The sequence below is a fragment of the Nonlabens sp. Hel1_33_55 genome (genome assembly GCF_900101765.1).
Classification (GTDB): domain Bacteria; phylum Bacteroidota; class Bacteroidia; order Flavobacteriales; family Flavobacteriaceae; genus Nonlabens.
On record NZ_LT627735.1, the window covers coordinates 1,491,013 to 1,515,220 of the forward strand.

Consider the following 24,208-nt stretch of genomic DNA (forward strand, 5'->3'; position numbering starts at 1 on the left):
TCTGAGAATTTTGGCTAAAGATAAACACTAAAAATCCCATGTCAAACACTTCTATCAATACAGCGCAGAATGTAAATATTGACTATCATATATCCAGTTTGGGGTATAGGGTCACTGGTATTCTGGTAGACTTAATTATTATACTGATTTACCTCATCATATTGACCTACATTGAAGATGGAATGAGTCAGTTATTTGATGATTTTACCACTTTTGGATTGAGCCAATTGATGTTTCTTCCTGTTGCTTTTTATTCTTTATTTTTCAATATCATCTTCAATGGCCGTACACCAGGCAAGTTTGTAGTTGGAACTAAGGTTGTCAAAATCGATGGCTCGCCAGCCACATGGAGTGATTACCTCATCACATGGATGTTGCGATTAGTCGATATATGGATCACCGCACCAACCTTTGGCGGAGTTGGTATTCTTGCTATTATTTTTAGTGATAAAAATCAGCGATTGGGAGATATGGCATCTGACACGATTGTGATAGACACCCGTAAAAAAACTAAAATCAGCCACACAATTCTCGAAGATGTAAAGGAAGATTATGAACCTACATTTCTAACGGTAAATATGCTCAACGATAGAGACGTCAATGAGATCAAAGAAATCTATAGACTTGCTGGTGAAAGCCGTGATTATGAAACGCTCAAAATGTTACGCATAAAGATTGAAGGGTTACTTCAAACCAACTCTGACTTGCGTGATGGTATTTTTGTACGCACCGTTCTTAAGGATTACTCTTATTTAACTCAGGGAAACTAGATGAATTTTATTGAAATTATTGACCTGCTGGGAACGATTGCGTTTGCCATCTCTGGAGCGCTCGCGGCCTTTTCTAAACGGCTAGATCCCTTTGGGATTATCATTATCGCTTTCGTAACGGCTGCTGGTGGCGGTACGCTTCGGGATATTCTGATAGGCGTACGACCCGTAAGTTGGATGCTCAATATGGATCTGGTCTACACCATTTTGATTTGTGTGCTGGTTACCTTTATCTTCCGTAAATGGTTGCTGACGCTGCGCAAGACCTTGTTCCTTTTTGATACAATTGGGATAGGCTTGTACACTGTTGTGGGTATAGAAATGGGATTGACTGCTGGATTGCATCCGGTAATCTGCATCACCTTAGGTTGTATAACAGCCTGTTTTGGAGGCGTGATACGTGACATTTTAGTCAACGAGATTCCGGTGATTTTTAGAAAAAATATCTATGCAACCGCATGTATTGCTGGTGGCTCTGTCTATTTCCTTCTGGAAAAACTTAATTTTCTTGAGAATTGGGCCTTTATAATATCAGGTCTGACTGTGATTGTAATCCGCTTTTTAGCCGTCATGTTTGAATGGCAGCTTCCTAGTTTTTACGATACCGGCAATGAAGATCCTACAGTTTTCTAGTTGATGTTTTATACGTGCGGTCTGCCTGCCTAGATACGACAGGTAACTTTCGCCAAAGCATAACCAATTCCAAGCCTTCTACATATAACGAAAGAAATAGGAATTTATAACCTAACCAATTCACCGTTCTCCAACGCTTTCCCTATATCGACCTTAAGATATTTGTGACTGTTGAAAAACTTACTTCTTGTGGTTTTTTTGATGGTCGCAGTTGTTGAGCCATCGTCCTTTTTTTCTATGGAAGTAACTTCCACCTTTTCATTTTGTAGGCTACTATAGTTTACAATTCCGCCTTGTTTGATTATGAAGTTGGGTTTTGGTAATTCAATGGCTTTATAATCGTCTCCTTGAACTTTAGCAATTTTAAAAGTATCGCCCACCTTAATATTTTGAGAGTAGGTTTGTGAAAAACCTATAAATGAACAAATTAGCGTTGCAATAGTTAGGGAAAATAGTCGATTTCTCATTTTTAGCATATTTATTTTGACAATTCTCGAAAATAACATGCTTTAAAACATCACATCACTAACGAAGTGCGAAAAATTGTTAAATGAGTTTTAAAGTTTATAGCCTAGGCAAGTCGAGTTGGAATGCAACTCAAAATCTTAAAACTGCATGTAAATAGAATAAAGTAATCAGGAAATACTAATCCTTTCCAGCTTTGAAAAGAAAGTCTTTTTCTGCGCGGCTCAGGCTCTCATAACCACTCGCAGATATCTTATCAAGAATAGCATCAATACGCTGCTGGTGATCACTAGATTTTTTAACCGGTGCTGCCGTTTTGGTGGCATTGCGATACACGGTTTTCATGTTACGATTCTTCTTGGGAGCACTTTTTCTTGACTTGGATCTTTGAGCTGATTTAGATTTAAAAAGATTCACAAAACCATCTCCTATTCCTGCAAAACCTTCCAAAATATCAATTCCAGCCTTCATACGTGTAGCAGAATAATAACCAACAGCAGCACCGGCAAGATGAGCCACACTACCACCAGCATTTGTATTTGTCGCTATCGCAATCACGTCAAACACAATCAGGGCGATACCTAAATATTTGAGTTTTACATTGAGAATGAAAAACAATCGCACCTGCGTCTCTGGCATATAGCTACAAATGAAGAATAAGATGGCATAGACTCCTGCGCTCGCTCCTACCAGGACATTATTAGAAAAGAAACTCACAAAGATCTCACTGACCAATGTGAATGCTAAACCACCGGATATTACTCCAGTAAAAAACAACGTCAAAAACTGGCGACCACTAAAAAGGTTGAGCATCATCTGACCTGTAAAATATAAGATGAGCATATTGAAGAACAAATGGAGCAATCCACCATGCATGAAGCCGTAGGTCAACCAAGACCATGGTTGTAAGATAACGGGAACAAATCTAGATGGTAAAGCAAACCATCCATATATAGGCGGATACATCCAAGCCAGTAGCCAAAAAAGCAACGTTGCTAGTGTGATGACCGCAACCAGTTTTCCAACTACATTGAGAGTGGCGTACTTCAGTTTTATGTTATCCAGGATATCCATTAATCGATTCTATATTCATCCATATCGTTGCGCTTCCAGTACCATACCATAATGAACCCAAAGATAGCACCACCTAAATGGGCTGCGTGGCCAACGTTATCCTGTAGTCGTAGAATTCCAAATGTGCTTAAGGTTTCATACAACACATAAGCTCCAATCAACCATTTAGCCTTGATCTGAAACGGAATAAACAGAATCTGGAAAGGCATGTTGGGATACAGGTAAGCAAAACCCGCCATCAACCCAAATATACAGCCGCTAGCTCCTACCATGGGAACTGCAAGGTTGGTTCTGGTGAATATGGTTTGGCTAATTTCAGCCTCAGTTGCACCTTGACCTGAAAGTTCGTTTACGTAACCTATGTACTGGAAATAGTCAATTCCCGTAGTGAGCAAATAGGCACCTATACCGCAGGCGAGGTAAAAGAAAATGAAGCGGTTGCTACCCATCCAGCGTTCCAGCAGCGGTCCAAATAAAAACAGACCATACATATTGAAAAGAATATGCATAAAGCTACTTGAGTCATGCATAAACATGTGGGTAAAAATTTGCCACACTTGAAAATTGGGATTCATAAAAAACCAAAGACTCAAATCATCGTACAAGCCAGGCGCTATAAACACCGTACCTATGTAAATCGCAACGTTGAGTATGATAATATTTTTGACGACTGGTGTCAGGTTGTTGAACATGTACTAGTTAAATTTTGAATTCAGGTGGTCGCCTGTGAGATTGATAAATACTTTCTTGCCTTGGGCCGTCAGTTCTGGTTCCTTACACGCAAAAAGTTCGTCTATCATTTGTTCCATTTGCTGCTTATTGAGTGCGTCACCTGTTTTAATGGCCATTTTTGATGCCATTCTTGCTGCCAGTCTATCCACATGCGAGAAACTGCCATCTGGCAATTCTTCCTGCTGGAAAGCAATGATGGAATCCAGCAACGGCTCCACATCGGTTTCTTTCAAATCTAGCGGTAATCCTTCTATTTGAATGTTGGCGTTTTCCAAATTTTTGAAAAGAAAGCCTACACTTTCCAATTCGGTTTGAAGTTGTTTTAAAATTGTGACCTCTTCTGGTGGTCGATCCATGGTTATGGGAAACAGCAACTGCTGGCTCACACCATTCTGCACGGTAAGTTGTCGCAATAGTTGTTCATACAAAATGCGTTCATGAGCGCGGTTTTGGTTGATGACCAACAAACCACTTTGCAATGTGCTAATGACAAACTTGCGTTGCAGCTGGAAAATATTGGTGGTAGAATCGGTTTCTGTTGACGTGAATAAGGATTGTTCCGCTTTCGCGAAAGCGGACTCATCATCAATCATTGTGGAACTTTCATCAAGGCCGGTATACAAAGCTTCCCATGCTGGCGTCTTTTCTGGCCGGTACGCATTGGATTTATGCGCAGTACCGTTTCTGGAATCGGTTTGTTTGAACGGATTAAAATCTGGATCCACCTCTATGCGCGGTGCACTTGCGGTGCCTCGTGCCTTCTCATAAGGCAAATCAAGCTCTGTGTCCTTTTGAAAGTCAATGGAATCAATACTAAACTGCCCCAAAGCATGTTTCACACTCGCTCGAACAATCGCATAAATACTGTGCTCATCCTCGAATTTGACCTCAGTTTTTGTAGGGTGAATATTGATGTCAATACTATCTGGCGGCACATCTAGGTATAAAAAATAGCTAGGGTTTGCCTTATCTGGTAACAAACCCTCAAAAGCGCTCACCACCGCATGATGTAAATAGGAATGCTTGATGAATCTATCGTTTGCAAAAAAGTATTGAAGTCCTTTCGTCTTTCTAGCAAATTCTGGTTTGCCTATATAACCGTGAATGGTCAGTAATTCGGTTTCTTCTTTAATGGGAACGAGTTTATCATCTACTCTGGAACCCATAATATTCACGATACGCTGGCGATAGGTGCCGGCAGGTAAGTTGAACAACTCACTGTCGTTATTTATAAATTTAAAAGCTATTTGTGGATGGGCCATCGCCACGCGATGAAACTCGTTAGTAATGTTGCGCAGTTCCACATTATCTGACTTTAAAAACTTACGTCGTGCGGGAACGTTGTAAAATAAATTGCGGACGCTTATCATAGTTCCCGCTGGTGTTACTACTGGCTCCTGACCAGTGACCTTACTACCTTCAATATCCAGTTGAGTTCCCAAATCATCTTCTTCACGTCTAGTCTTGACGCTCACGTGAGCAATGGCCGCAACTGACGCCAGTGCTTCACCTCTAAAGCCTTTGGTTGCTAGTGCAAAAAGATCTTCGGCACTATTTATTTTTGATGTGGCGTGACGTTCAAATGCCATGCGGGCATCTGTTGTGCTCATACCTTTACCGTCGTCAATGACTTGCACCAGTGTCTTGCCGGCGTCCTTAATGATGAGGCTAATACCTTTCGCGGAAGCGTCAATAGCATTCTCCAGCAATTCCTTCACCACACTGGCTGGTCGCTGCACGACTTCTCCAGCGGCAATCTGGTTTGCTACATGGTCTGGTAATAAGCGTATGATGTCTGACATAAAGTCAATTAGAAACTAAAGATGGATAGGTCAAAATCGATGAACCAGAGGAATAGAAGTATCAATACAGCTGCGATGATATAAATACGTGTTCTGGCTTTTCTTTCTGTGCCTTCCTTGTAATCGCGCATCGCGTTGTTGAACTTAGATTTAAGCCCACGATTATCGATGGTAGACCGGTAATCATCAAACTTATGCCTGATCTCAAACGGATTGCCATCCTTGTCCTCGTTCTTATAGTAACGAGGCTCGTATGAATATTTCTTGTTTTTGCGACGTGATAGAACTCCCATAATATGTGCTCTTTACAAATTTAATTACAATATGCTTGAGTTAGAACAAAGATGGTGCCTATCTATCAACAACCAGGTTTGCTAGGAAGTGTACATTTTGTTGCGCAGTTCCTTGATGCTCTTATCATCCATATATTCTTCAAAAGTCGTATAGCGATCAATCGCGCCGCCAGGTGTCAATTCCACTACTCTATTACCAACGGTTTGCGCAAACTGATGGTCATGTGTGGTTAGCAACACAGTTCCTTTGAAGTTTTTCAAGCTGTTATTGAATGCCTGAATGGATTCCAGATCTAAGTGGTTTGTCGGTTCATCTACCATCAACACGTTTGCTCTTTTCATCATCATTCTGGAAAGCATACAACGCACTTTCTCACCACCTGAAAGTACTCGCGCACTTTTTAAGGCTTCTTCTCCAGAGAAGATCATCTTACCTAAGAATCCGCGTAAAAATACCTCTTCACGCTCTTCTTCTGTTTGTGCGTATTGACGTAGCCAGTCTACCAAGTTCATATCCACATTAAAGAATTCTGAGTTGTCAACCGGCAAATAACTTTGAGTTGTGGTCACACCCCATTGGAACGAACCAGAATCTGCATCTGTTTTGCCGTTGATGATGTCGTAATATAATGAACTAGCACGACTATCTTTTGAATAGATGATGACTTTATCGCCTTTGGCGAGATTAAGATCCACATCTTTGAAAAGAACTTCTCCATCAATGGATCCAGCCAATTTCTTAATGTTCAAAATCTGGTCACCAGCCTCACGGTCGCGATCAAAAATAATCGCAGGATAACGTCTGGAAGATGGCTTGATCTCTGAAATATCAAGTTTTTCGATCATCTTTTTACGTGACGTTGCTTGCTTGGATTTTGCAACGTTTGCGCTAAATCGAGCAATAAATTCTTGAAGTTCCTTTTTCTTTTCCTCGGCTTTTTGATTTGCTTTTTGGCGTTGTCTAGCAGCTAATTGAGAAGACTCATACCAGAACGTGTAATTACCGCTGTATTGATTCACCTTACCAAAATCGATATCTGCAATGTGTGTACAAACGGCATCCAGGAAGTGACGGTCATGCGATACAACGATCACTGTATTTTCATAGTTGGCTAGGAAATTCTCCAGCCAGTTAATAGTTTCATAATCCAGGTCATTGGTAGGCTCATCCATAATCAAAACATCTGGATTCCCAAAAAGCGCCTGCGCCAGTAGCACACGCACCTTCAATTTGTTATCCATATCCTGCATGAGCGTATAGTGGTATTCCTCACCTATACCTAGATTAGAAAGAAGTGATGCCGCACTGCTATCTGCATTCCAGCCATCCATTTCTTCAAACTTCACCTGTAGCTCGCCTATTTTTTCTGCGTTCTCATCTGTATAATCTGCATACAACGCATCAATTTGCGTTTTCAATTTATGAAGTGGCTTATTACCTTTAAGTACTGTTTCTAGGACCGTATCTTCATCGTGAGCATTGTGATCTTGCTCCAGCACACTCATTCTCTTACCGGCATCTAGGTGTACATGGCCGCTAGTCGCTTCCATTTTGCCCGTCATTATTTTTAAAAATGTAGATTTACCGGCACCATTGGCCCCAATAATTCCATAACAATTGCTCCCGCCAAATTTTGCGTTGACCTCGTCAAAAAGAACACGTTTTCCAAATTGGACCGATAGGTTTGAAACTGTTAGCATAGCTTGATTTTTAAGGCTGCAAAAGTACTGATTTCCTACACATTTTTGCTTAACAAAAGTGCTCTTATTTAACAGCCTATTAACTGATGTAGTCTAGGAGAACGGCTTTTTTTGTAAAAGGTAGAATGAAACATGAAGAATTTTCTATATGATTGAGATAATTACGCTTTCGCGAAAGCGAACTATTCTTTCTAGATTACTAGTTCTATCATTCATTTTGATACCATTTCTCCATTCTTGTGAAGAGGATGTCCCATTCACCACGTACATCGACGGAAAAGTCGTCAATCCCAAATCAGAGTTTGTCATCATCACAGATTATCTAGACGTAAGAGACACGTTGCTTCTTGATGAGAACGGTAATTTTGAAATCACTTATGAAAATCTAGAAGCTGGACTATTTAGCATCGCCTACCCTGGAGAATATCAATCTTTTTACCTGACTCCTGGTGATAGTGTTGGCCTGCGAGCAAATACCAAGGCTTTTGATGAGACCCTTGCATTTACAGGATCTCATTCTAGAGAAAACAACTTTTTGATTCAGCTATATATTGATATTGAAAAGTCTAATATGAGACTTCTAAAGTTTAAAAATGAATCTCCTGAAGTTTTCTATAAAAATGTGCTGCGTGTCAAGGAAGAGCGTCTGGAAAATTTAGATAAAGCGATTGCTAAATATGAATTTGGTGAGCACTTTTCAAAGCTCGCGAAATTTATTATCAGCCTGAATAGCTATTACGAATTAGAGCGTTATCCCATTCTAAATGATGGGAATCCCTATGAGGATGAAAATGTAATTTTTCCTGAAGAGTTTTTTGCTCATAGATCGAGACTAGATTTAAATCAGGCTAAGCTGCTCAACAACTATGCGTTTAGACCATTTATGAATGCGCTGGTTTCCAATATTGCGTTTAAAAAACTTTCAGTCAAGAATATTGACGAGGTAGACCTCAACAGTTATTACTATAATAAAGAGCGACTGGATATTATTGACAGTACGCTTACCAATGAAACGTTGAAAAATTATTTTGCTGCGAGCGAGATTCGCAATTTTATTAGACGCCGCAAAAATGCCACTGATATCAATGCACTTGTCACTGATTTCTTGAGTATGTCGACAGATGAAAAAATTAACGAAGAGATTGCTCAACTAGCATCTACTTATATCTCTCTTGATCCTGGAAATCCATTACCTAATTTTGAGTTACGAGACATCAATAATGAAACCGTGATGTTAGAGGATAAAGTCAAGCGTTTATCTGTTTTGTACTATTGGTCAATCCAAGACAAAAACTATGCATTAGGAGTCCACGATCAAGTAAAAGATCTACAACTCAAATATCCAGAAATTGAGTTCATAGGTATCAATATAGATGACATGGACTATGATGCATGGCAAGATGTAATCGCACAGTACGATTTTAGGGATTCAAGAGAGTTCCAAATCTACGGAAGGTCATCCATTGAGAGAGAACTCGCCTTACGCAACAGCAATCGTAGTATGGTTGTTGACCGTAATCTGATTATTATTGATCCCAACATAAATCTATTCTACTATAGAATTGAAACTACACTACTAGGCTACCTCAACAGGTAAAATCGAAAGGGCTCAAGATATAGGTCTTAAATGCCAACCAATTCAAGAAGCATTAAACGCAAAAAACCCGACATCCTATTTAGGATCTCGGGTTTTTAGATTTGATAAAAACTTCCTTTTAAGAGTTTCCTTTTTTATAATCGGCTAGGAATTTTGCTAGACCTATGTCAGTTAAAGGGTGTTTAAGCAATCCTTCAATGGAAGATAGTGGTCCAGTCATCACATCTGCACCTAGTTTTGCGCATTCTAGAATGTGCATGGTGTGTCTTACAGATGCCGCGAGGATTTGAGTTTCAAAACCGTAATTATCATAGATTAACCTGATCTCTGCAATGAGATTTAATCCATCAGTACTGATATCATCCAATCGTCCAATAAACGGAGAAACGTATGTTGCTCCAGCCTTAGCCGCTAGCAATGCCTGACCAGCACTAAAAACCAAAGTACAATTAGTCTTGATTCCTTTATCAGAAAAATATTTGATGGCTTTGATACCATCTTTGATCATGGGTACTTTCACAACAATCTGGCTGTTGAGAGCAGCGAGTTTTTCGCCTTCTTCCACCATACCGTCAAAGTCGGTTGAAATAACCTCTGCACTGACATCGCCATCAACGATCTCGCAGATTTTCTTGTAGTGATTGATGATGTTATCTGCTCCTGTGATACCTTCCTTAGCCATAAGACTAGGATTTGTAGTCACGCCATCCAGCACTCCCAGGTCTTGTGCGTCTGCAATTTGATCTAGATTTGCGGTGTCGATAAAGAATTTCATAAGATTACGGGCTTAAATTTCCAGTAAAAATACGAGTCTATTTGGGTTTGCGATCGGTTGATTGTACTATTTTTGATCAGAACTTATTAACGAACCGCTCCATACCATCTTTCATGAAATACTTCCAGAGCCGCTATCTACTGTTGATAATCTTCACCCTACTATTGATATCCTGCAACAGCAAAAAAAATCTAACACCTGAAGCATTAGAAGTAAACGCTATTGATGTACCACCTGGAACAATTAAAGTCAATGATACCTTATATGTAGATCGCGTGCCAGTGACTAATCTCATGTATAATGAGTTTCTTGACAACCTGGAGAATTACTGGAGCATGAAAAAGCATGAGCGTATGCAGTTTTATCCGCGTTATGACCTTTCCCAGGATACCGTATTTCAGCCGTGGACTGGCAACACCAGATTGTATATGGAAGCTACCTATGAGGATCCGAAGGCGACCGTCAACAAGCAGCTAAAACTAGGCGAATACAGTAAAAACCCTCGATACTCCTATCATCCGGTAATTAATATCTCAAAATTTCAAGCAGAATTATTCTGCCTGTGGAGATCTGATCTGTCCAATGCCGTATACGCCATACGCAGCAAGTCTGAAAATAAGAGAGCCCGTTTTCCCTTTAAGGTAAATTATCGTTTGCCAACGCAAGAAGAAATGTTGAGCGTTGAAAACGAATTGAAAGGTCGTGAGCGAGTACGGTATTATCAAGATGATATATACTCTGCAATGGCAAGCACGCTAACATTCAAGGAGCTTCAAGAAAATGGCAATATGATCATACTTGAGCTCAAAGAAATTGCTCAAAACGGCACCTATCTTCCGTTATTCAATGTACCGCTGCAATTCTATGATGAAGCCCAATTGAAAACAGGTTTCCGTTGTGTTTGTGAAGTGGATAAGAAGTAGTATTTTCCTGACAATTCTAATGTTTATTTTGTTTTCGCTTTCGCGAAAGCGAACTCATTTTTAACATCTAAACTATCAACTCACATGGACTTTAATTGGAAACTTTATACAGAAAAAATTGAGTTCATGCCTGAAGTCATTATAGGCACGATCTTCTTATACATTTTGCTCATCGTGTTTACGCGGCTTTTTGGCCTCAAGAGTTTTAGCAAGATGACCGGTTTTGATTTTCTAAATACGGTTGCCATAGGTAATCTACTTGCGATGAGCGCTGCGACCAGTTCACCTTCACTTTTTGTAGGCGCACTATTGATTGGAATGCTTTATTTGCTCAATTATCTTGTGACTTACGTCATGTTCAAAAGCAAAACCGCCAGATCCATGATCGATAATACGCCAACGCTTCTAATGAAAGATGGTAAAATGATTGAGGAAAACCTTAAAAAAACCAAGGTTACCAAAAACGAATTAAGAGGAAAACTGCGGGAAGCTAATGTGATCAGATTGAGTGAAGTGCGTGCTGTCGTATTGGAAACTACTGGTGATGTAAGCGTTCTACACACTAGTGGCGATGAAAAAATGGAAGACTTTATCATGGAAGACGTTGAAGGTTATTAAATGAGTGTTCTCTATATCATTTTGGGATTTGTATTGTTGGTGTTGGGTGGCGAGTTGCTGGTGCGATCGTCTGTAGGCCTTTCCCTAAAACTCAATCTATCCAGAATGATCATAGGTCTTACCGTAGTATCCTTTGCGACGAGCGCTCCAGAATTAATCGTAAGTATTCAAAGTGCACTCAATGGGCTTTCTGGCCTTGCTGTAGGCAATGTCATAGGTTCCAACATTGCTAACATTGGAATTGTCTTAGGCGCCACTGCTCTGGTGGCACCACTCGTCATGGATAAGGACTTTTTTAAGTTCAATTGGTTGTGGATGGTCGTTTTTAGCCTAATCTGTTTTGGTGTCTTATGGACTGAAAACAATATCACACGACTAGAAGGTATTCTACTTGTTGGTTTACTCATCGTATTTTTAGTGCTACTCATTAGAAGAGCGCGCAGGCAACCTGCAGCTGTGGACATTGATCTAGATGTAGATCTAGACGAACCTGATAAACAGAACAAATGGTGGAAGATTATCCTATTTCTCGTATTAGGTGGTGCAGCCTTATGGCTAGGATCTGAATGGTTGGTGAAAGGAGCTGTTCAAATTGCAACAGCCTTTGAAATTCCGGAAAGTGTGATCGCCGTTTCAATGATTGCGATAGGAACATCTGTTCCAGAACTTGCTGCATCTCTTATTGCGGCGCTCAAAAAAGAAAAAGCCATCTCGTTAGGGAATCTTGTGGGAAGTAATATTTTCAACATAGGGTCAGTTTTAGGTATTACAGCATTGATACAGCCCATAGAACTTCAAGGCGAGAATTTATCGTTACTCACTAACGACATTTTCTGGATGATAGGTTTTGCTGTTATTTTACTACCTCTGGCATTTATTCCTAAGCGTTATGTCATTTTTAGACTCAAAGGAATTGGATTATTAGCAATTTACGGGCTGTTTATTTATTATATCTTCAGTGCCCTGTAATCTTTAGGGCATATCATCCTTATTTTTTATCTTGTTAACATTAAACCCTCTTTTTTTTAGGGGTACTTTTCTTATTTTAATATTTTTACAGCACTAATTCAATTAAAAAATAATATGTCCACACTTAGATTTCAAGCAATCAAAGAGACGTTGAACCGCAAACCGGTTTCCGTTACAGAACCAGAACGTCGCAGCAGTATTTTTGGAAAGCATGTCTTTAACAAATCAGCGATGCGTCAACATTTGACAAAACAAGCTTACAAGAGCGTCATGTCAGCGATGGAGACAGGTACTAAAATAGATCGTGAAATTGCAGACCATATCTCTACAGGTATGAAAGATTGGGCAATTAATAACGGTGCGACCCACTATACTCACTGGTTCCAGCCACTTACTGGATCTACAGCAGAAAAGCACGATGCCTTTTTTGAGTTGGAAATGAGCGGTGAAGTCATGGAAAAATTTGACGGTGGTCAACTCGTTCAACAAGAGCCAGATGCATCTTCATTCCCTAATGGCGGAATCAGAAATACATTTGAAGCTCGTGGATATACGGCTTGGGATCCAACGTCGCCAGCGTTCATCATGGGTACCACTTTATGTATTCCTACCGTATTTGTTTCCTATACTGGTGAGGCACTTGACTTTAAAACACCATTGTTGAGATCACTTCAAACAATTGATCAAGCAGCGACAGAAGTTTGTAAATACTTTGATAAAAATGTAACTAAGGTGGTAGCTACACTAGGTTGGGAGCAGGAATATTTCCTAATTGATAGTGCATTAGCTTCATCAAGACCAGATCTTGATTTGTCAGGTCGTACGTTGTTGGGTCACGCTTCCGCGAAAGGGCAGCAATTGGATGATCATTACTTCGGCTCCATTCCAACGCGTGTTTTGAATTTTATGCGCGATATGGAAACCGAATGTATGTTATTAGGTATACCAGTTAAAACAAGACACAATGAGGTAGCGCCGAATCAATTTGAGCTTGCTCCTATATTTGAAGAAGCTAACCTTGCGGTGGACCACAATAGTTTATTGATGGATGTGATGCGCAAGACAGCAGCAAGACACCACTTTAAAGTATTGTTCCATGAGAAGCCATTTGCTGGCATCAATGGTAGTGGTAAACACAACAACTGGTCATTATCGACTAATACTGGAGTTAACCTATTAGGTCCAGGAAGCACACCAATGAAGAACCTACAATTTTTGACGTTCTTTATTAATACGATTAAGGCTGTACATGATCATGAAGAGCTTGTTCGTGCATCAATTGCTAGCGCATCCAACGATCACCGTCTAGGTGCAAATGAGGCGCCACCAGCTATTATTTCTGTATTTATTGGTTCACAGCTAACTAAGGTACTGGATCAGCTAGAAAAAGTTACCGACGGTAAATTAACACCAGAAGAAAAAACAGATCTTAAACTCAATGTTGTAGGTAAGATTCCAGAAGTAATTCTTGATAACACAGACCGTAACCGTACATCACCGTTTGCCTTTACCGGTAACAAATTTGAATTACGTGCTGTAGGTTCTACCGCCAACTGTGCTAACCCAATGACAGTTCTTAATGCTATCGTTGCAAAACAACTGATGGAATTTAAAGAAGAAGTTGATGCTTTGATTAAGGGTAAAAAACTTAAGAAAGATGAAGCCATCTTTAATGTATTAAGAGAATACATCAAAAAATCCAAGAAAATTAGATTTGAAGGTGATGGCTATGGTGATGCATGGGCAAAAGAAGCTGAAAAACGTGGATTGAGCAATAACAAAACCACTCCAACAGCCCTTAAAGCAAAAATCTCTAAAAAGTCTATAGCGTTATTTGAAGACCTTAATATCATGAGTAAGGTAGAGTCTGAGGCTAGATACGAAATAGAGATTGAAGAGTATGCAATGCGCATTCAGATTGAAGGACGTTTGTTAGGTGATATCGCTCGCAACCACGTTATTCCAACAGCCATTAAGTATCAGAATACACTTATCGAAAACGTACGTGGTTTGAAAGAAATCTATGGTAAAGACTTCAAAAAAATCGCCCATGAACAAATGGAGATTATTGAAGAAATCTCTGACCATATTGCTAATATCAATAAAGGTATTACTGATATGACAGATGCTCGTAAAAAGGCAAACAATGCCAAAGATGCCGTTGAGACCGCTCACCTCTACTGCGATGAAGTGAAGCCATTCTTTGAAGACATTAGATATCATTGTGATAAGCTGGAGATTCTAGTGGACGATGAGTTGTGGCCACTGACTAAATACAGAGAGTTATTATTTACTCGATAATGCAATTCAAGAAATCCTCAACATTTTGTTGGGGATTTTTTTAACCATAAAAAAGTTTCAAAATTTAAAGCCTCTAACATTCAATACTTTATGTTATATTATAAATCTAATTGATACATCCAATCTATTTGGAATAGGTCTAAATAATAATTAATTTTACCAATTCAAAAACTCTATCTCATGAAAAAAATTTACACTTTATTATCAACATTACTTATAACCGGAGCGGTTATGGCTCAGGCACCAACTTTAGTACTCGACATCAATGATGGATCGAGTGGGTCGAATCCTAGAAATATTATTGCTTATGACGGTCAACTTTTCTTTACAGCAGATGATTCATCTGGAATAAATTCTGGAGGCACCGATACTGGTACTGAACCTTGGAAATCTGATGGCACTGCGGCAGGAACTTCTATTGTTGCTGATATAGCCGTTGGTGATGGAGAGGCCTCAAACCCATTTAATGTATTCATATTCAATGATATGTTATACTTTACTGCTAATGATGGTGCAGCTGAACTTTGGACCTCAGACCTCACTGCGGCTGGAACAGTCAAAGTGGATCTATTTCCAGAAGTAACTGGAGATGTTCCCAACAACGCCGTTGTTTTGGGGAATACGGTATTCTTGACTGCAAACCTTCCAAGCGGGAATAATCAATTATCTGAATGGGATGGTACAAATGATGCGCAAGTAGCACTGAATTCTGCAGGAAATGAAATCATTACTACAGCAACAGAATTAACCACCTATAATGGTCTGATTTATGGTTATATAGAGAATAGCGTTGATGAAGCAACTGTAGGTAGAGAGCTATACTCTTATGATCCTATTTCTGATGTATATACTCTTGTAAAGGATATAGCAAGTGGAGATGCTAATTCAGGTATAAGCGGTTTTACTGTAGCTAATGGCCTTCTTTATTTCGAAGCACAAGGCAATTTATGGCAAAGTGACGGCACAAATACAAATACCATTGAAGTCCCACAAAACGACGCGCTTGGTATGAACGGTGTGAACAATATTTTCAATTTCAATGAGAATATTCTTTTTGAAGGAGACAATGGCGCAGGTGACCAGTTATGGAATTTGAATACCACTACTGGTACTATCACTCAAGTTAGTTCAAACACTGGAGACAATCCGGATCACGACCCAAGTGACTATGTGGTGTTTGGGGATTTCGTTTATTATAGTGCTGAGTCTAGCTCATCTACAGATAGTTTTTTATTTAGAACAGATGGTGTTGAAACTGTACAGCTAGATAATACAATCAAAGATGTAGATGATATAACATTATTGGACGGTTTCCTATACTTTGAGGGAGAAGATACTAATACTGATTTGGGAAATGAACTTTATGTATTCAACCCTGCGACAGCATCTATTTCAAGAGTTGAAAGAACTTCAGTCAACATGTATCCCAATCCGTCAACTAACGGAATAGTTAATTTCTCTGGCAACACAGTTTCCGACAATGGTTTTGAAATTAATGATTTGAGCGGTAGAATGGTACTCAAAGGAAATTTACAAAACAGTCAACTTAAACACGATCTAAAAACAGGAATCTATTTTGTGAATTTAGAGAATCAAGACAATGCTTTCAAATTAATAGTCGAATAAACAGCATGTTTTTATAAGTTATAAAAGCTGCTTCAATTTATATTAAAGCAGCTTTCTTTTAATAGCACACCTAATTACTATGTGTAAAACCCTTCCATTTCTATTCCTATTTGCATCCTTCTTAGTTATAGGTCAGAATACTCGTTCTATTTCAGGAAGTGTGACCAACGCGGCTGGAGAGCCTTTGTTTGGGGTGACTGTTCAGATCAAGGGTACAACGTTAGGAACAACTACAGATTTTGATGGAAAATTCAACTACATATTAAGAAATCAGGATAATACTTCTACAGTATTGGTGTTTGCTTATTTAGGTTACCTCCCAAAAGAGGTACAAATAGGCACTAAATCTGTGTTTAATATTCGATTGGATGAAGATGTAGAATCATTGGATGCTGTTGTCATTACTTCATCCTATGGTACTAAAAAGAGGCGTGAAGAAGTTGTAGGAAGCATCTCTTCTGTCAAGCCAGGCGAGCTTGCCATTGAACAACCAGCAACCAGTATTGATGAGCTATTACAGGGTCAAGTGGCAGGTGTATTTATCGAGACGAATCCTAATCTCGGTGAACCAGTCTCCATTAATATACGTGGTCAAGGATCTTTAACTCCATTGACTAACAATGCAGTAGGAACCAGCACCCAACCTCTAATAATAGTAGATGGCATTATATTAACAGAAGAATTAGGTATTGATGGAAGTGCATTCTTTGATGCAGGAACGAATGCTTTATCAGAGAACTTTCTAAACCCTCTAGCGAGAGTTGGTATTCAGGACATAGAATCTATCGAGGTACTCAAGGATGCGGCAGCTGTGGGTCTTTATGGAGCAGATGCTGCAAACGGAGTCATTTTAATCACCACTAAGAAAGGTACTGCTGGTCCCATCAAGTTTAATGCTAGTTTCCAAGGTGGAATTAGCGATTCCTTTAACGGAATCAAATATTTGAACGGTGAGCAATACACTGAATTGCGCAACATATATAACACCAATAACGGTGACTTAAACAATATTCGAGAATGGAATGGAGTGAATACCAATTGGTTTGACCTTTTAAATCAACAAGGTTCCTATTCAAGATACACCGTAGGTGCAAGTGGCGGCGGTGAATTTTTTCGCTTTCGCGGAAGCGTATCCTACCAAAACAGAACAGAAACTCAAATAGCAAATTCGTTTGAGCAGTTCAACACTGCACTCTCCACTAGTTATGTAAGCAAAAAACTTAATGCAACATTGAATTTATCTCCTTCTTGGATTGCAAAGAATAACCCTAATACTCTATATGCCTTTGCTGTGGATCCAACCATTCCAGTAAGAGATGCTGATGGAAATTTCACTCCGTTTGCAACATACGGTAACCCTCTGGCGGTGGCCCAACAAAATATTGCAGAAGCTAAGACATTTGCACTTTTGGGAAGCCTGAACATCAATTATAGGTTTACAGATTACTTGAATGCCACAGTTCTTTATGGAACAGATTACTCGAACAAGGATGAACAAAAATTCTTTTCTGGCCTCAATGGTTCTGGTATTTATAATACTTCAGGTCCTGGTAGACGTTTAATAAGAGATCGAGATACAAGATCATGGAATTTTAGCACTACAGTTGCTTATGATCAGTCATGGAATGAGGTTCACAACTTTGACGCCATCGCTGGCTTTGAAACTAGAGGTGAAAAAGTCAATTTATCATTTGTGAGAGCTCAAGGATTTCAAAACTTCACCTCGCCTCAACCCATTGAAAATGCAGAAGTGATTGATCAACGTGACGACACCTCAGAACGATATGGCAGGTCTGCCTTTACCCAATTAAATTACAACTTTGACAAAACGTACTTTTTGTTGGTGAATTTTAGAATTGATCAAAGTTCTGCTTTTGGTGATGATAATAATACTGCTTTCAACGGCGGCGCTGGAGCTAGCTGGGTTATATCAAATGAAAAATTCTTCAAAGAAAACACATTTACTGATTTTTTGAGATTACGTGCTAGTTATGGGACTACTGGAAACTCTCGAATAGGTAGTTATCGAGCACTGGGGCTTTACACAGTGGATAACAATGATCCTTTTGATGGATATACGGGTAATCCATCTGGGTCAGCTACATTGACTCAAGACGCACCTAATCCAAATTTAGGTTGGGAAAAGAACAACAAATTCAACCTAGGCCTTGATTGGAATATTTTCAACAAACTTAGAATGGTATTTGAAGTATTCAACGATAAGCGTAACGACCTGATTGTTTCTAGGCCGGTGATTCCTGAGTCAGGATACGCTAACATTCAAATTAATGGCGCCACCATGCGTAATAGAGGTATTGAATTTACCCTAGAGTCCAGCTGGGTTAAAAATGAAGATTTTGAATGGACCACATCCTTCAACATTGCCACGCTGGATAGCGAGATTCTTGATCTGGTAGGATCAAGCTCTTCCTTCTCTGCAGCAACTACTGCCAGAGCCCAACAAATAGGAAGCAGCACAACGGCAATTTATGGCTTTGAATCCTTGGGAATAGATCCCGCAACTGGAAGAGAATTGTTTCTTGTGGATGGACAGGTATATGATTCAGCCTATGTCCGGGAAAATTTTGATAACAGCGATTGGGTCGTTTTAGGAGATTCACAAGCAGATTTCTACGGCGGTTTGCGCAATAATTTTAGTTACAAAAGTTTCAATCTGGGAATCATCACCACTTATGCGTATGGCGCAGATCAATTAGTCAACAGAACATTGATTGACAGCTACAATACATTGACAAACAGAAATTTAAATGTGAATGCTTTTTATGAAGCCTGGAGAGCACCTGGTGATCTCGCTGGATATCCAGCGCCTACTAATTCAGTAAGTATCATCAATTCTTCCAGGTATATTTATGATACCTCAAACTTTCAGTTAAAGTCTGTTACACTTAGTTATGTCGCTCCAGTCGATAAGTGGAAGCTACCCGTCAAAACTCTATCCTTCAATTTTAACGGTTCTAATTTGTACACCTGGTATAAAGAAAAGAGTGCACCAGGAAGAAATGGAATAGCAGAATTTAAAAATACCTATCCAGAGCAGAGAACGTTCTCTATAGGAATCAATACTACATTCTAATGAAAAAGATCATTTATATCATGGCGCTCCTGCTAGCAACAGTAAGTTGTAGTGATTTTCTGGATGTAGAACCAGATGAACAAATATCCATTGACGAGCAACTATCTACAGCAGATGGCGCCCTTGCTGCGATCTCTGGAATTTACAATGATGTAGAAACCATCGTTTCATCAAAGGTCCATTTGTATCCAGGGATTCAAAGCGGCAACATGACATTTACACCTTCCTTGACCACTGGTGAAGTAAATGTCACCAGTGGTCTAGGCATCGAAGCCACCTATAACTTTGAGAACACTCCAGATGACTTGGAGTTTGACACTTTTTATAGTGATTGCTACAACACGATCAATCAAGCAAATTTGTTGTTAGAGCGACTTAATCAATTTGATTTTTTCACAGCAGCAGAGCGGCAACAAATACAAGCGAAATTACTAGCCATAAGAGCTTTTTGCCACTATCATATTTCTCTACTATTTTCTCAAAATATCAACTTCACCAGTGATGGCAGCCATCTGGGAATCGTTTATAACCAGCAGGTCATTCAAGCTGGTACTGATTTTCCTGCACGAGTATCCGTCGCGGAAACCTATGAGTTACTCCAGCAGGATCTTGACAACGCATTGTCTCTTTTTACCGATAATCAAATCATTCCAACAGGTAGCCCGGTCAACTTTTTTAATGAACTCACCACTAAGGCTCTTTATGCAAGAGTTGCATTGCAATACAATGACTGGGAAACAGCAGCTACTCTTGCAGGTGATGTCATCACAACCTCTGGATTGCAACTTACCCTTAACCAAAACTACTTAAGCGAGTGGTCTGGCATCAATGACCTGAGTGAAAGCATAATTGTTTTTGCAACCCCAAGAACTTCAGAAGGTGATGTGAGCTCCAGCATTGCTGCCTACTACGTTTACGCAGCCTCCAATAATTATGGAGATTTCGTCGCGAGTGGGGATTTACTGGATCTTTATAGCAGCAGTGATATACGCTCTCAATTATATATTCCACAGGAATTGTCAACTGCAACACCTAACGGTAGAGAAGATCAAACCTATTTTTTCTGTGAAAAATATCAGCCAGGCAATCAAACCCTATATATGCGCCTATCAGAAATGTATTTAACTCAAGCCGAAGCGCTGGAACGATTGACTCCTGGCAACCCAACATCTTTGAGACTGTTGAATGATATCAGGACAAGAGCAGGATTGGTCGCTGTAGATGACAGCGCAGATATTCTAGAAGAAATATTTCTCGAACGCAGACGGGAATTTGCATTTGAGGCCATGACTTTTTATGACATTATCAGATATCAAAAAGATATAGTAAGGAACCAAGGTTGTCTTGCAAACCCATGCAATCTGGAATATCCATCGCCGTTCTACATCTTACCCATTCCTAGAGCAAGTATTGTCAACAATGAAAATATGATACAGAATGAAGGTTACTAAATATTTATTGGCAGTACTAGTTCTAACTTTTATAGTTGCATGTGATAGCGATGATAATAGGTCATTTTCAAATGAGAACGGAAGGTTTGCACGCTTTTTCCTACAATTGGACGGAAATGATGATCCCATTGTATTTCCTAATGTCGAGCTAGGTAGATCAGCTACTGAATTCTATTCTAAAGACAATGTTAAGACTCTTAAAATTCCTGTAGCGCTGACATCAGAGCCGTTGAATGAAACGGTTACATTAAGCTACCGTGCAACTATTACAGGACTGGATAATGTAATACTAGAACCAACTGATGAGTTTACTTTTAGTGGAAATCAATTGGTCGATACGTTGTTTATAAGAGTTAATGAATTATGGGATTCTTCCTTAAATCCAACTATTGATCTCAAACTTTTAGAATCGAGCGATCCAGACATAACTATAGGCGCTCCTAATGACCAATTATCTAATGATGAGCTTCTTATCAACTTTTCAGATCTCTCATTGCAGTATTCGATTGTAGGTCCCAGTCGTGTGGATGTAACGGGAACGTCTGGAGAACAAGTAGCAATTGACGTTAATTTTCCAAATGGTTATATTCAAGACGACCTCGATAATTTTGAGTTTTTCACTGCTACACAAAGCAATTTCAACTTTAGATTAGAAAGACAGCAATTCATATCTGATGATCTAGTCAGATTGACCTTTACCATTGAAGAGGATTTCACTAATGACGATTTGCGATATAGAACAAATCTTGCCATAAACCCACTAGATGGTTATACACAAAACGGTTCACCTTTCTTCACAATAATTAGAGAGCCTCTTACTATCAGAGATAAATCAGTGAATACGGCAAGCCAATTCTATGATGCTGGTGATCCTTTTTACCGCACTTATGGTATTCATTGGTTTGACGATAATAATAGCGGTTTATGTGAATGGAGTAATTTCAATGCTTTTACAAATCCGGTAATAGTCTCGGCTGATGATCCTAACGCGATACTTGCTGATGACAATGGGACGACAGATCCTTCTGATGATATCTATTACCATGCTTTTAGAATATCCTTTAACACGTTTTTGGAAAATCGCACTACCAACCCATTCAATTTAAAAAGATGGTTCACTAACGAAGGTACCAATGGTGATACTTCTCCAGGTTTTAACATCATCCCAGCTTTAGAATTTTTTCCAGCAAATGGTACGAGTACGACGCAAGGAACTGTGCAGGTAATCGAACAAACCATACAAATAGGTACAACTCAAGCGAATGGAGGCATAACCGAATTTTTCAATATTGATGGTATAGGCACGTATCAAGAAATTTCTCCTGGCTTAATAGAAATCTCTGTTGATATCAACCTAACTAACAACAGACTTTTTGGTGGTACACGAACTGATACATATAGGATCTACAACTCAAGCAACTTTACAGATCCTGCAGATTTGATGATTGATTGCAAGGTGCCTATATCTTTGCAGTAGATTTGATTGAGCTCGCTTTCGCGAAAGCAGAATAATTCCTTATACCAATAAATTATAGTTGATTTGACGATTCTCAAAAACTTCAATAAATTCTTATATATCGCTTCTTGCGCTATTTTTTTAGTCAGTTGTAAACCATCTTCAAACGAAGATCAAGGATACACTGAAATTGATAAGCTCAGGGATCGATACAGCCAGCCCAATACCAAACTCTGGCCGGATCCAGAGCTAGATTCATTAATTGATAGGAAAGAGTTCAGGGACCTGGGCTTGCTACCTAAAATTAAGTATCCCATCAACAACCCATTTTCACTAGCAAAACGAGAATTGGGGAAAATGCTATTTTTTGACCCAAGACTTTCAGAATCTGGACAGATTGCCTGTGCATCGTGTCATAATCCCGAACTTGCATGGACTGATAACTTAACTAGATCGTTTGGACATGAGCGTCGAACAGGCAAGCGCAATGCTATGACCATAATGAATAGTGCATATGCTCATGACCTTTTCTGGGATGGTAGAGCTACCAGCCTTGAGGATCAAGCTCGTTTCCCCATTCCTGATAAAGTTGAAATGAATTCTAATTTAGACATAGCTGTAGAAAATATTAAAGCAATTGAGGGATATCAACCACTCTTTCACGATGCCTATGGAGATGAAGAAATTACTATTGATCATATTCTCAATGCCATAGCCACCTTTGAGCGCACCATCAAGAGCTCAAAAAGTAAGTTTGATAGATTCATTCAAGGGAATAAGGAACTTTATACAGATCAAGAAGTTCATGGTTTACACCTTTTCAGAACTAAAGCGCGATGTATAAATTGCCACAATTCACCCTACTTCAGTGATAATAAATTTCATAATGACGGTCAACATCTTTTTGGAACTAGGGATGAGGATCTAGGTCGATATTATGTAACAAACGATCTAGAAGATCTAGGAAAATTCAGGACACCTTCTCTGCGTGAAGTAGCTCGTACGGGACCATGGTTTCATCATGGTCATTTTCCTACCATGGTGGACGTTTTAGAATTTTACAATACAGGTAATCCTGCACCCATCCAAGATCGGTATGTAGGTGTAGGCCGTGATTCTCTAATACCAAAACCGTCTCCCTTGTTGAAACCCATAAATCTTACCAGAGAAGAGATAGACGCTGTTATTGCCTTCATGGAAACTTTGTCCTCTAAAACACAACGAGTTAACGTTAGAAATATACCGCAATGAAATACAAATTCAAACCTTTACCTATACTTTTCTTTCTAATTTTAGGGTTTGTTACCCAAGCACAAGTAGAAGATAAAGAGTCAGTAAAAATGAAAATCGAAGACAAATCTGTTGACTGGTTTGAATACGATTATAAATATCTTAATGAATTATATAGGATTAATGTGCCCAGTGATCTATTCAATAAATGGAACTCTAAATACCGCTACAAGGAAGGAAAAAATATGACCTACGCAGACTCTTTAAAAGTAGTTCTTAATGAGGAGTTAGAAAATGCAAGTCAAGTCAGAAAGGCAACTTTAGCACTAGCGTACACTTGGGATCGTGCCAGTTGGAGTATTTTACTTAATAAAAATGAAACCAAAGCAATCGCTGCTGATATGGGCTATACTTATCCCTACAAATTCATTAATGATTTGCGAGATCCTAAAATTAAAAATGAACAAAAAACTAAAATCTTAAAAGGTTTAAAAGAACGTTTACGCCAATTAAAAGTGGAAGGAGTTAAAGACAAATTAAACGCTCGAGAAATGATGAAGCTCAGTTTTCAATACAGCCCTGGACGACTCAAAGTTGTCGACAGCATTCTTGCCAGCCAAGGTTCATCAAGAAAAGTTGATTGATAATAAAAATTCTCTTACAATGAGATTTCCCATTCAGGCTGCCTCACATTCTTT

At 39.2% G+C, this 24,208-nt stretch carries 20 protein-coding genes; 13 read left to right on the top strand and 7 right to left on the bottom strand.

What is annotated here, in order from left to right; translation table 11 throughout:
- Nucleotides 1-38: 38 nt before the first annotated feature.
- Complete coding sequence (locus BLO34_RS06645; RefSeq protein ID WP_090753752.1) at nt 39-770, top strand: RDD family protein; 732 nt, start codon at nt 39-41, stop codon at nt 768-770.
- Entirely contained in the window at nt 771-1,403 is a 633-nt protein-coding gene (locus tag BLO34_RS06650; protein WP_090753755.1) for a trimeric intracellular cation channel family protein, read from the top strand.
- A 104-nt stretch (nt 1,404-1,507) separates the two neighbouring features.
- Here the strand turns inward: BLO34_RS06650 and BLO34_RS06655 are convergent, their stop codons facing one another.
- The 6 genes from BLO34_RS06655 to BLO34_RS06680 form a co-directional block, all read right to left on the bottom strand.
- Nucleotides 1,508-1,870: a hypothetical protein gene (locus BLO34_RS06655; RefSeq protein ID WP_090756508.1), complete on the bottom strand. Its 363-nt coding sequence runs from the start codon at nt 1,868-1,870 to the stop codon at nt 1,508-1,510.
- Nucleotides 1,871-2,048: 178 nt separating this feature from the next.
- Entirely contained in the window at nt 2,049-2,942 is an 894-nt protein-coding gene (locus BLO34_RS06660; RefSeq protein ID WP_090753757.1) for a rhomboid family intramembrane serine protease, read from the bottom strand.
- Nucleotides 2,942-3,634, bottom strand: coding sequence for a rhomboid family intramembrane serine protease (locus BLO34_RS06665; RefSeq protein WP_090753759.1), 693 nt, complete (start codon nt 3,632-3,634; stop codon nt 2,942-2,944). The genes BLO34_RS06660 and BLO34_RS06665 overlap by 1 nt, the downstream gene beginning before the upstream one ends.
- 3 nt (nt 3,635-3,637) lie before the next feature.
- Complete coding sequence (gene mutL, locus BLO34_RS06670; protein WP_090753762.1) at nt 3,638-5,476, bottom strand: DNA mismatch repair endonuclease MutL; 1,839 nt, start codon at nt 5,474-5,476, stop codon at nt 3,638-3,640.
- Nucleotides 5,477-5,484: 8 nt separating this feature from the next.
- Nucleotides 5,485-5,769 carry a riboflavin synthase subunit beta gene (locus BLO34_RS06675; protein WP_090753764.1) on the bottom strand — a complete coding sequence of 95 codons (285 nt, stop codon included), beginning with the start codon at nt 5,767-5,769 and terminating at the stop codon, nt 5,485-5,487.
- 81 nt (nt 5,770-5,850) lie between these two features.
- Nucleotides 5,851-7,470 carry an ABC-F family ATP-binding cassette domain-containing protein gene (locus tag BLO34_RS06680; RefSeq protein ID WP_090753767.1) on the bottom strand — a complete coding sequence of 540 codons (1,620 nt, stop codon included), beginning with the start codon at nt 7,468-7,470 and terminating at the stop codon, nt 5,851-5,853.
- Nucleotides 7,471-7,618: 148 nt separating this feature from the next.
- Between BLO34_RS06680 and BLO34_RS06685 the strand changes: the two genes are divergently transcribed.
- Nucleotides 7,619-9,067: a TlpA family protein disulfide reductase gene (locus BLO34_RS06685; protein WP_090753769.1), complete on the top strand. Its 1,449-nt coding sequence runs from the start codon at nt 7,619-7,621 to the stop codon at nt 9,065-9,067.
- 118 nt (nt 9,068-9,185) lie between these two features.
- Here BLO34_RS06685 and fsa read toward each other — a convergent pair whose 3' ends face one another.
- Nucleotides 9,186-9,842: a fructose-6-phosphate aldolase gene (fsa, locus tag BLO34_RS06690; protein ID WP_090753772.1), complete on the bottom strand. Its 657-nt coding sequence runs from the start codon at nt 9,840-9,842 to the stop codon at nt 9,186-9,188.
- Between the two features lie 113 nt (nt 9,843-9,955).
- Here fsa and BLO34_RS06695 point away from each other — a divergent pair, with 113 nt between their 5' ends.
- The 10 genes from BLO34_RS06695 (at nt 9,956) to BLO34_RS06740 (ending at nt 24,154) form a co-directional block, all read left to right on the top strand.
- On the top strand, nt 9,956-10,765 hold the full coding sequence (locus BLO34_RS06695) for an SUMF1/EgtB/PvdO family nonheme iron enzyme (RefSeq protein WP_090753775.1): 810 nt from the start codon (nt 9,956-9,958) through the stop codon (nt 10,763-10,765).
- Nucleotides 10,766-10,891: 126 nt separating this feature from the next.
- Entirely contained in the window at nt 10,892-11,383 is a 492-nt protein-coding gene (locus BLO34_RS06700) for a DUF421 domain-containing protein (RefSeq protein ID WP_231959582.1), read from the top strand.
- Complete coding sequence (locus BLO34_RS06705; RefSeq protein ID WP_090753780.1) at nt 11,384-12,352, top strand: calcium/sodium antiporter; 969 nt, start codon at nt 11,384-11,386, stop codon at nt 12,350-12,352. It abuts the gene before it with no gap.
- A gap of 114 nt (nt 12,353-12,466) precedes the next feature.
- Entirely contained in the window at nt 12,467-14,653 is a 2,187-nt protein-coding gene (locus BLO34_RS06710; RefSeq protein WP_090753783.1) for a glutamine synthetase III, read from the top strand.
- Between the two features lie 180 nt (nt 14,654-14,833).
- Nucleotides 14,834-16,279 (top strand): T9SS type A sorting domain-containing protein, encoded by a 1,446-nt coding sequence (locus BLO34_RS06715; RefSeq protein WP_090753785.1) that lies wholly within the window; start codon nt 14,834-14,836, stop codon nt 16,277-16,279.
- 79 nt (nt 16,280-16,358) lie between these two features.
- Nucleotides 16,359-19,373, top strand: a complete 3,015-nt coding sequence (locus BLO34_RS06720) for a SusC/RagA family TonB-linked outer membrane protein (RefSeq protein ID WP_090753788.1) — start codon at nt 16,359-16,361, stop codon at nt 19,371-19,373.
- On the top strand, nt 19,373-20,824 hold the full coding sequence (locus BLO34_RS06725) for a RagB/SusD family nutrient uptake outer membrane protein (protein WP_090753790.1): 1,452 nt from the start codon (nt 19,373-19,375) through the stop codon (nt 20,822-20,824). Before BLO34_RS06720 ends, BLO34_RS06725 begins: the two co-directional genes overlap by 1 nt.
- On the top strand, nt 20,811-22,301 hold the full coding sequence (locus tag BLO34_RS06730; protein WP_090753792.1) for a hypothetical protein: 1,491 nt from the start codon (nt 20,811-20,813) through the stop codon (nt 22,299-22,301). The genes BLO34_RS06725 and BLO34_RS06730 overlap by 14 nt, the downstream gene beginning before the upstream one ends.
- A gap of 63 nt (nt 22,302-22,364) precedes the next feature.
- Nucleotides 22,365-23,531, top strand: a complete 1,167-nt coding sequence (locus BLO34_RS06735; protein WP_090753794.1) for a cytochrome-c peroxidase — start codon at nt 22,365-22,367, stop codon at nt 23,529-23,531.
- Nucleotides 23,528-24,154 (top strand): hypothetical protein, encoded by a 627-nt coding sequence (locus tag BLO34_RS06740; RefSeq protein ID WP_090753797.1) that lies wholly within the window; start codon nt 23,528-23,530, stop codon nt 24,152-24,154. The genes BLO34_RS06735 and BLO34_RS06740 overlap by 4 nt, the downstream gene beginning before the upstream one ends.
- Nucleotides 24,155-24,208: the final 54 nt, after the last annotated feature.

Coding starts and splice junctions, on each gene's coding strand:
- BLO34_RS06665 (WP_090753759.1), bottom strand. CDS start 3,634: ATGTTCAACAACCTGACACCAGTCGTCAAAAATATTATCATACTCAAC.
- BLO34_RS06715 (WP_090753785.1), top strand. CDS start 14,834: ATGAAAAAAATTTACACTTTATTATCAACATTACTTATAACCGGAGCG.
- BLO34_RS06680 (WP_090753767.1), bottom strand. CDS start 7,470: ATGCTAACAGTTTCAAACCTATCGGTCCAATTTGGAAAACGTGTTCTT.
- BLO34_RS06720 (WP_090753788.1), top strand. CDS start 16,359: ATGTGTAAAACCCTTCCATTTCTATTCCTATTTGCATCCTTCTTAGTT.
- BLO34_RS06695 (WP_090753775.1), top strand. CDS start 9,956: ATGAAATACTTCCAGAGCCGCTATCTACTGTTGATAATCTTCACCCTA.
- BLO34_RS06710 (WP_090753783.1), top strand. CDS start 12,467: ATGTCCACACTTAGATTTCAAGCAATCAAAGAGACGTTGAACCGCAAA.
- fsa (WP_090753772.1), bottom strand. CDS start 9,842: ATGAAATTCTTTATCGACACCGCAAATCTAGATCAAATTGCAGACGCA.
- mutL (WP_090753762.1), bottom strand. CDS start 5,476: ATGTCAGACATCATACGCTTATTACCAGACCATGTAGCAAACCAGATT.
- BLO34_RS06740 (WP_090753797.1), top strand. CDS start 23,528: ATGAAATACAAATTCAAACCTTTACCTATACTTTTCTTTCTAATTTTA.
- BLO34_RS06700 (WP_231959582.1), top strand. CDS start 10,892: ATGCCTGAAGTCATTATAGGCACGATCTTCTTATACATTTTGCTCATC.
- BLO34_RS06705 (WP_090753780.1), top strand. CDS start 11,384: ATGAGTGTTCTCTATATCATTTTGGGATTTGTATTGTTGGTGTTGGGT.
- BLO34_RS06645 (WP_090753752.1), top strand. CDS start 39: ATGTCAAACACTTCTATCAATACAGCGCAGAATGTAAATATTGACTAT.
- BLO34_RS06725 (WP_090753790.1), top strand. CDS start 19,373: ATGAAAAAGATCATTTATATCATGGCGCTCCTGCTAGCAACAGTAAGT.
- BLO34_RS06675 (WP_090753764.1), bottom strand. CDS start 5,769: ATGGGAGTTCTATCACGTCGCAAAAACAAGAAATATTCATACGAGCCT.
- BLO34_RS06730 (WP_090753792.1), top strand. CDS start 20,811: ATGAAGGTTACTAAATATTTATTGGCAGTACTAGTTCTAACTTTTATA.
- BLO34_RS06685 (WP_090753769.1), top strand. CDS start 7,619: ATGATTGAGATAATTACGCTTTCGCGAAAGCGAACTATTCTTTCTAGA.
- BLO34_RS06650 (WP_090753755.1), top strand. CDS start 771: ATGAATTTTATTGAAATTATTGACCTGCTGGGAACGATTGCGTTTGCC.
- BLO34_RS06660 (WP_090753757.1), bottom strand. CDS start 2,942: ATGGATATCCTGGATAACATAAAACTGAAGTACGCCACTCTCAATGTA.
- BLO34_RS06655 (WP_090756508.1), bottom strand. CDS start 1,870: ATGAGAAATCGACTATTTTCCCTAACTATTGCAACGCTAATTTGTTCA.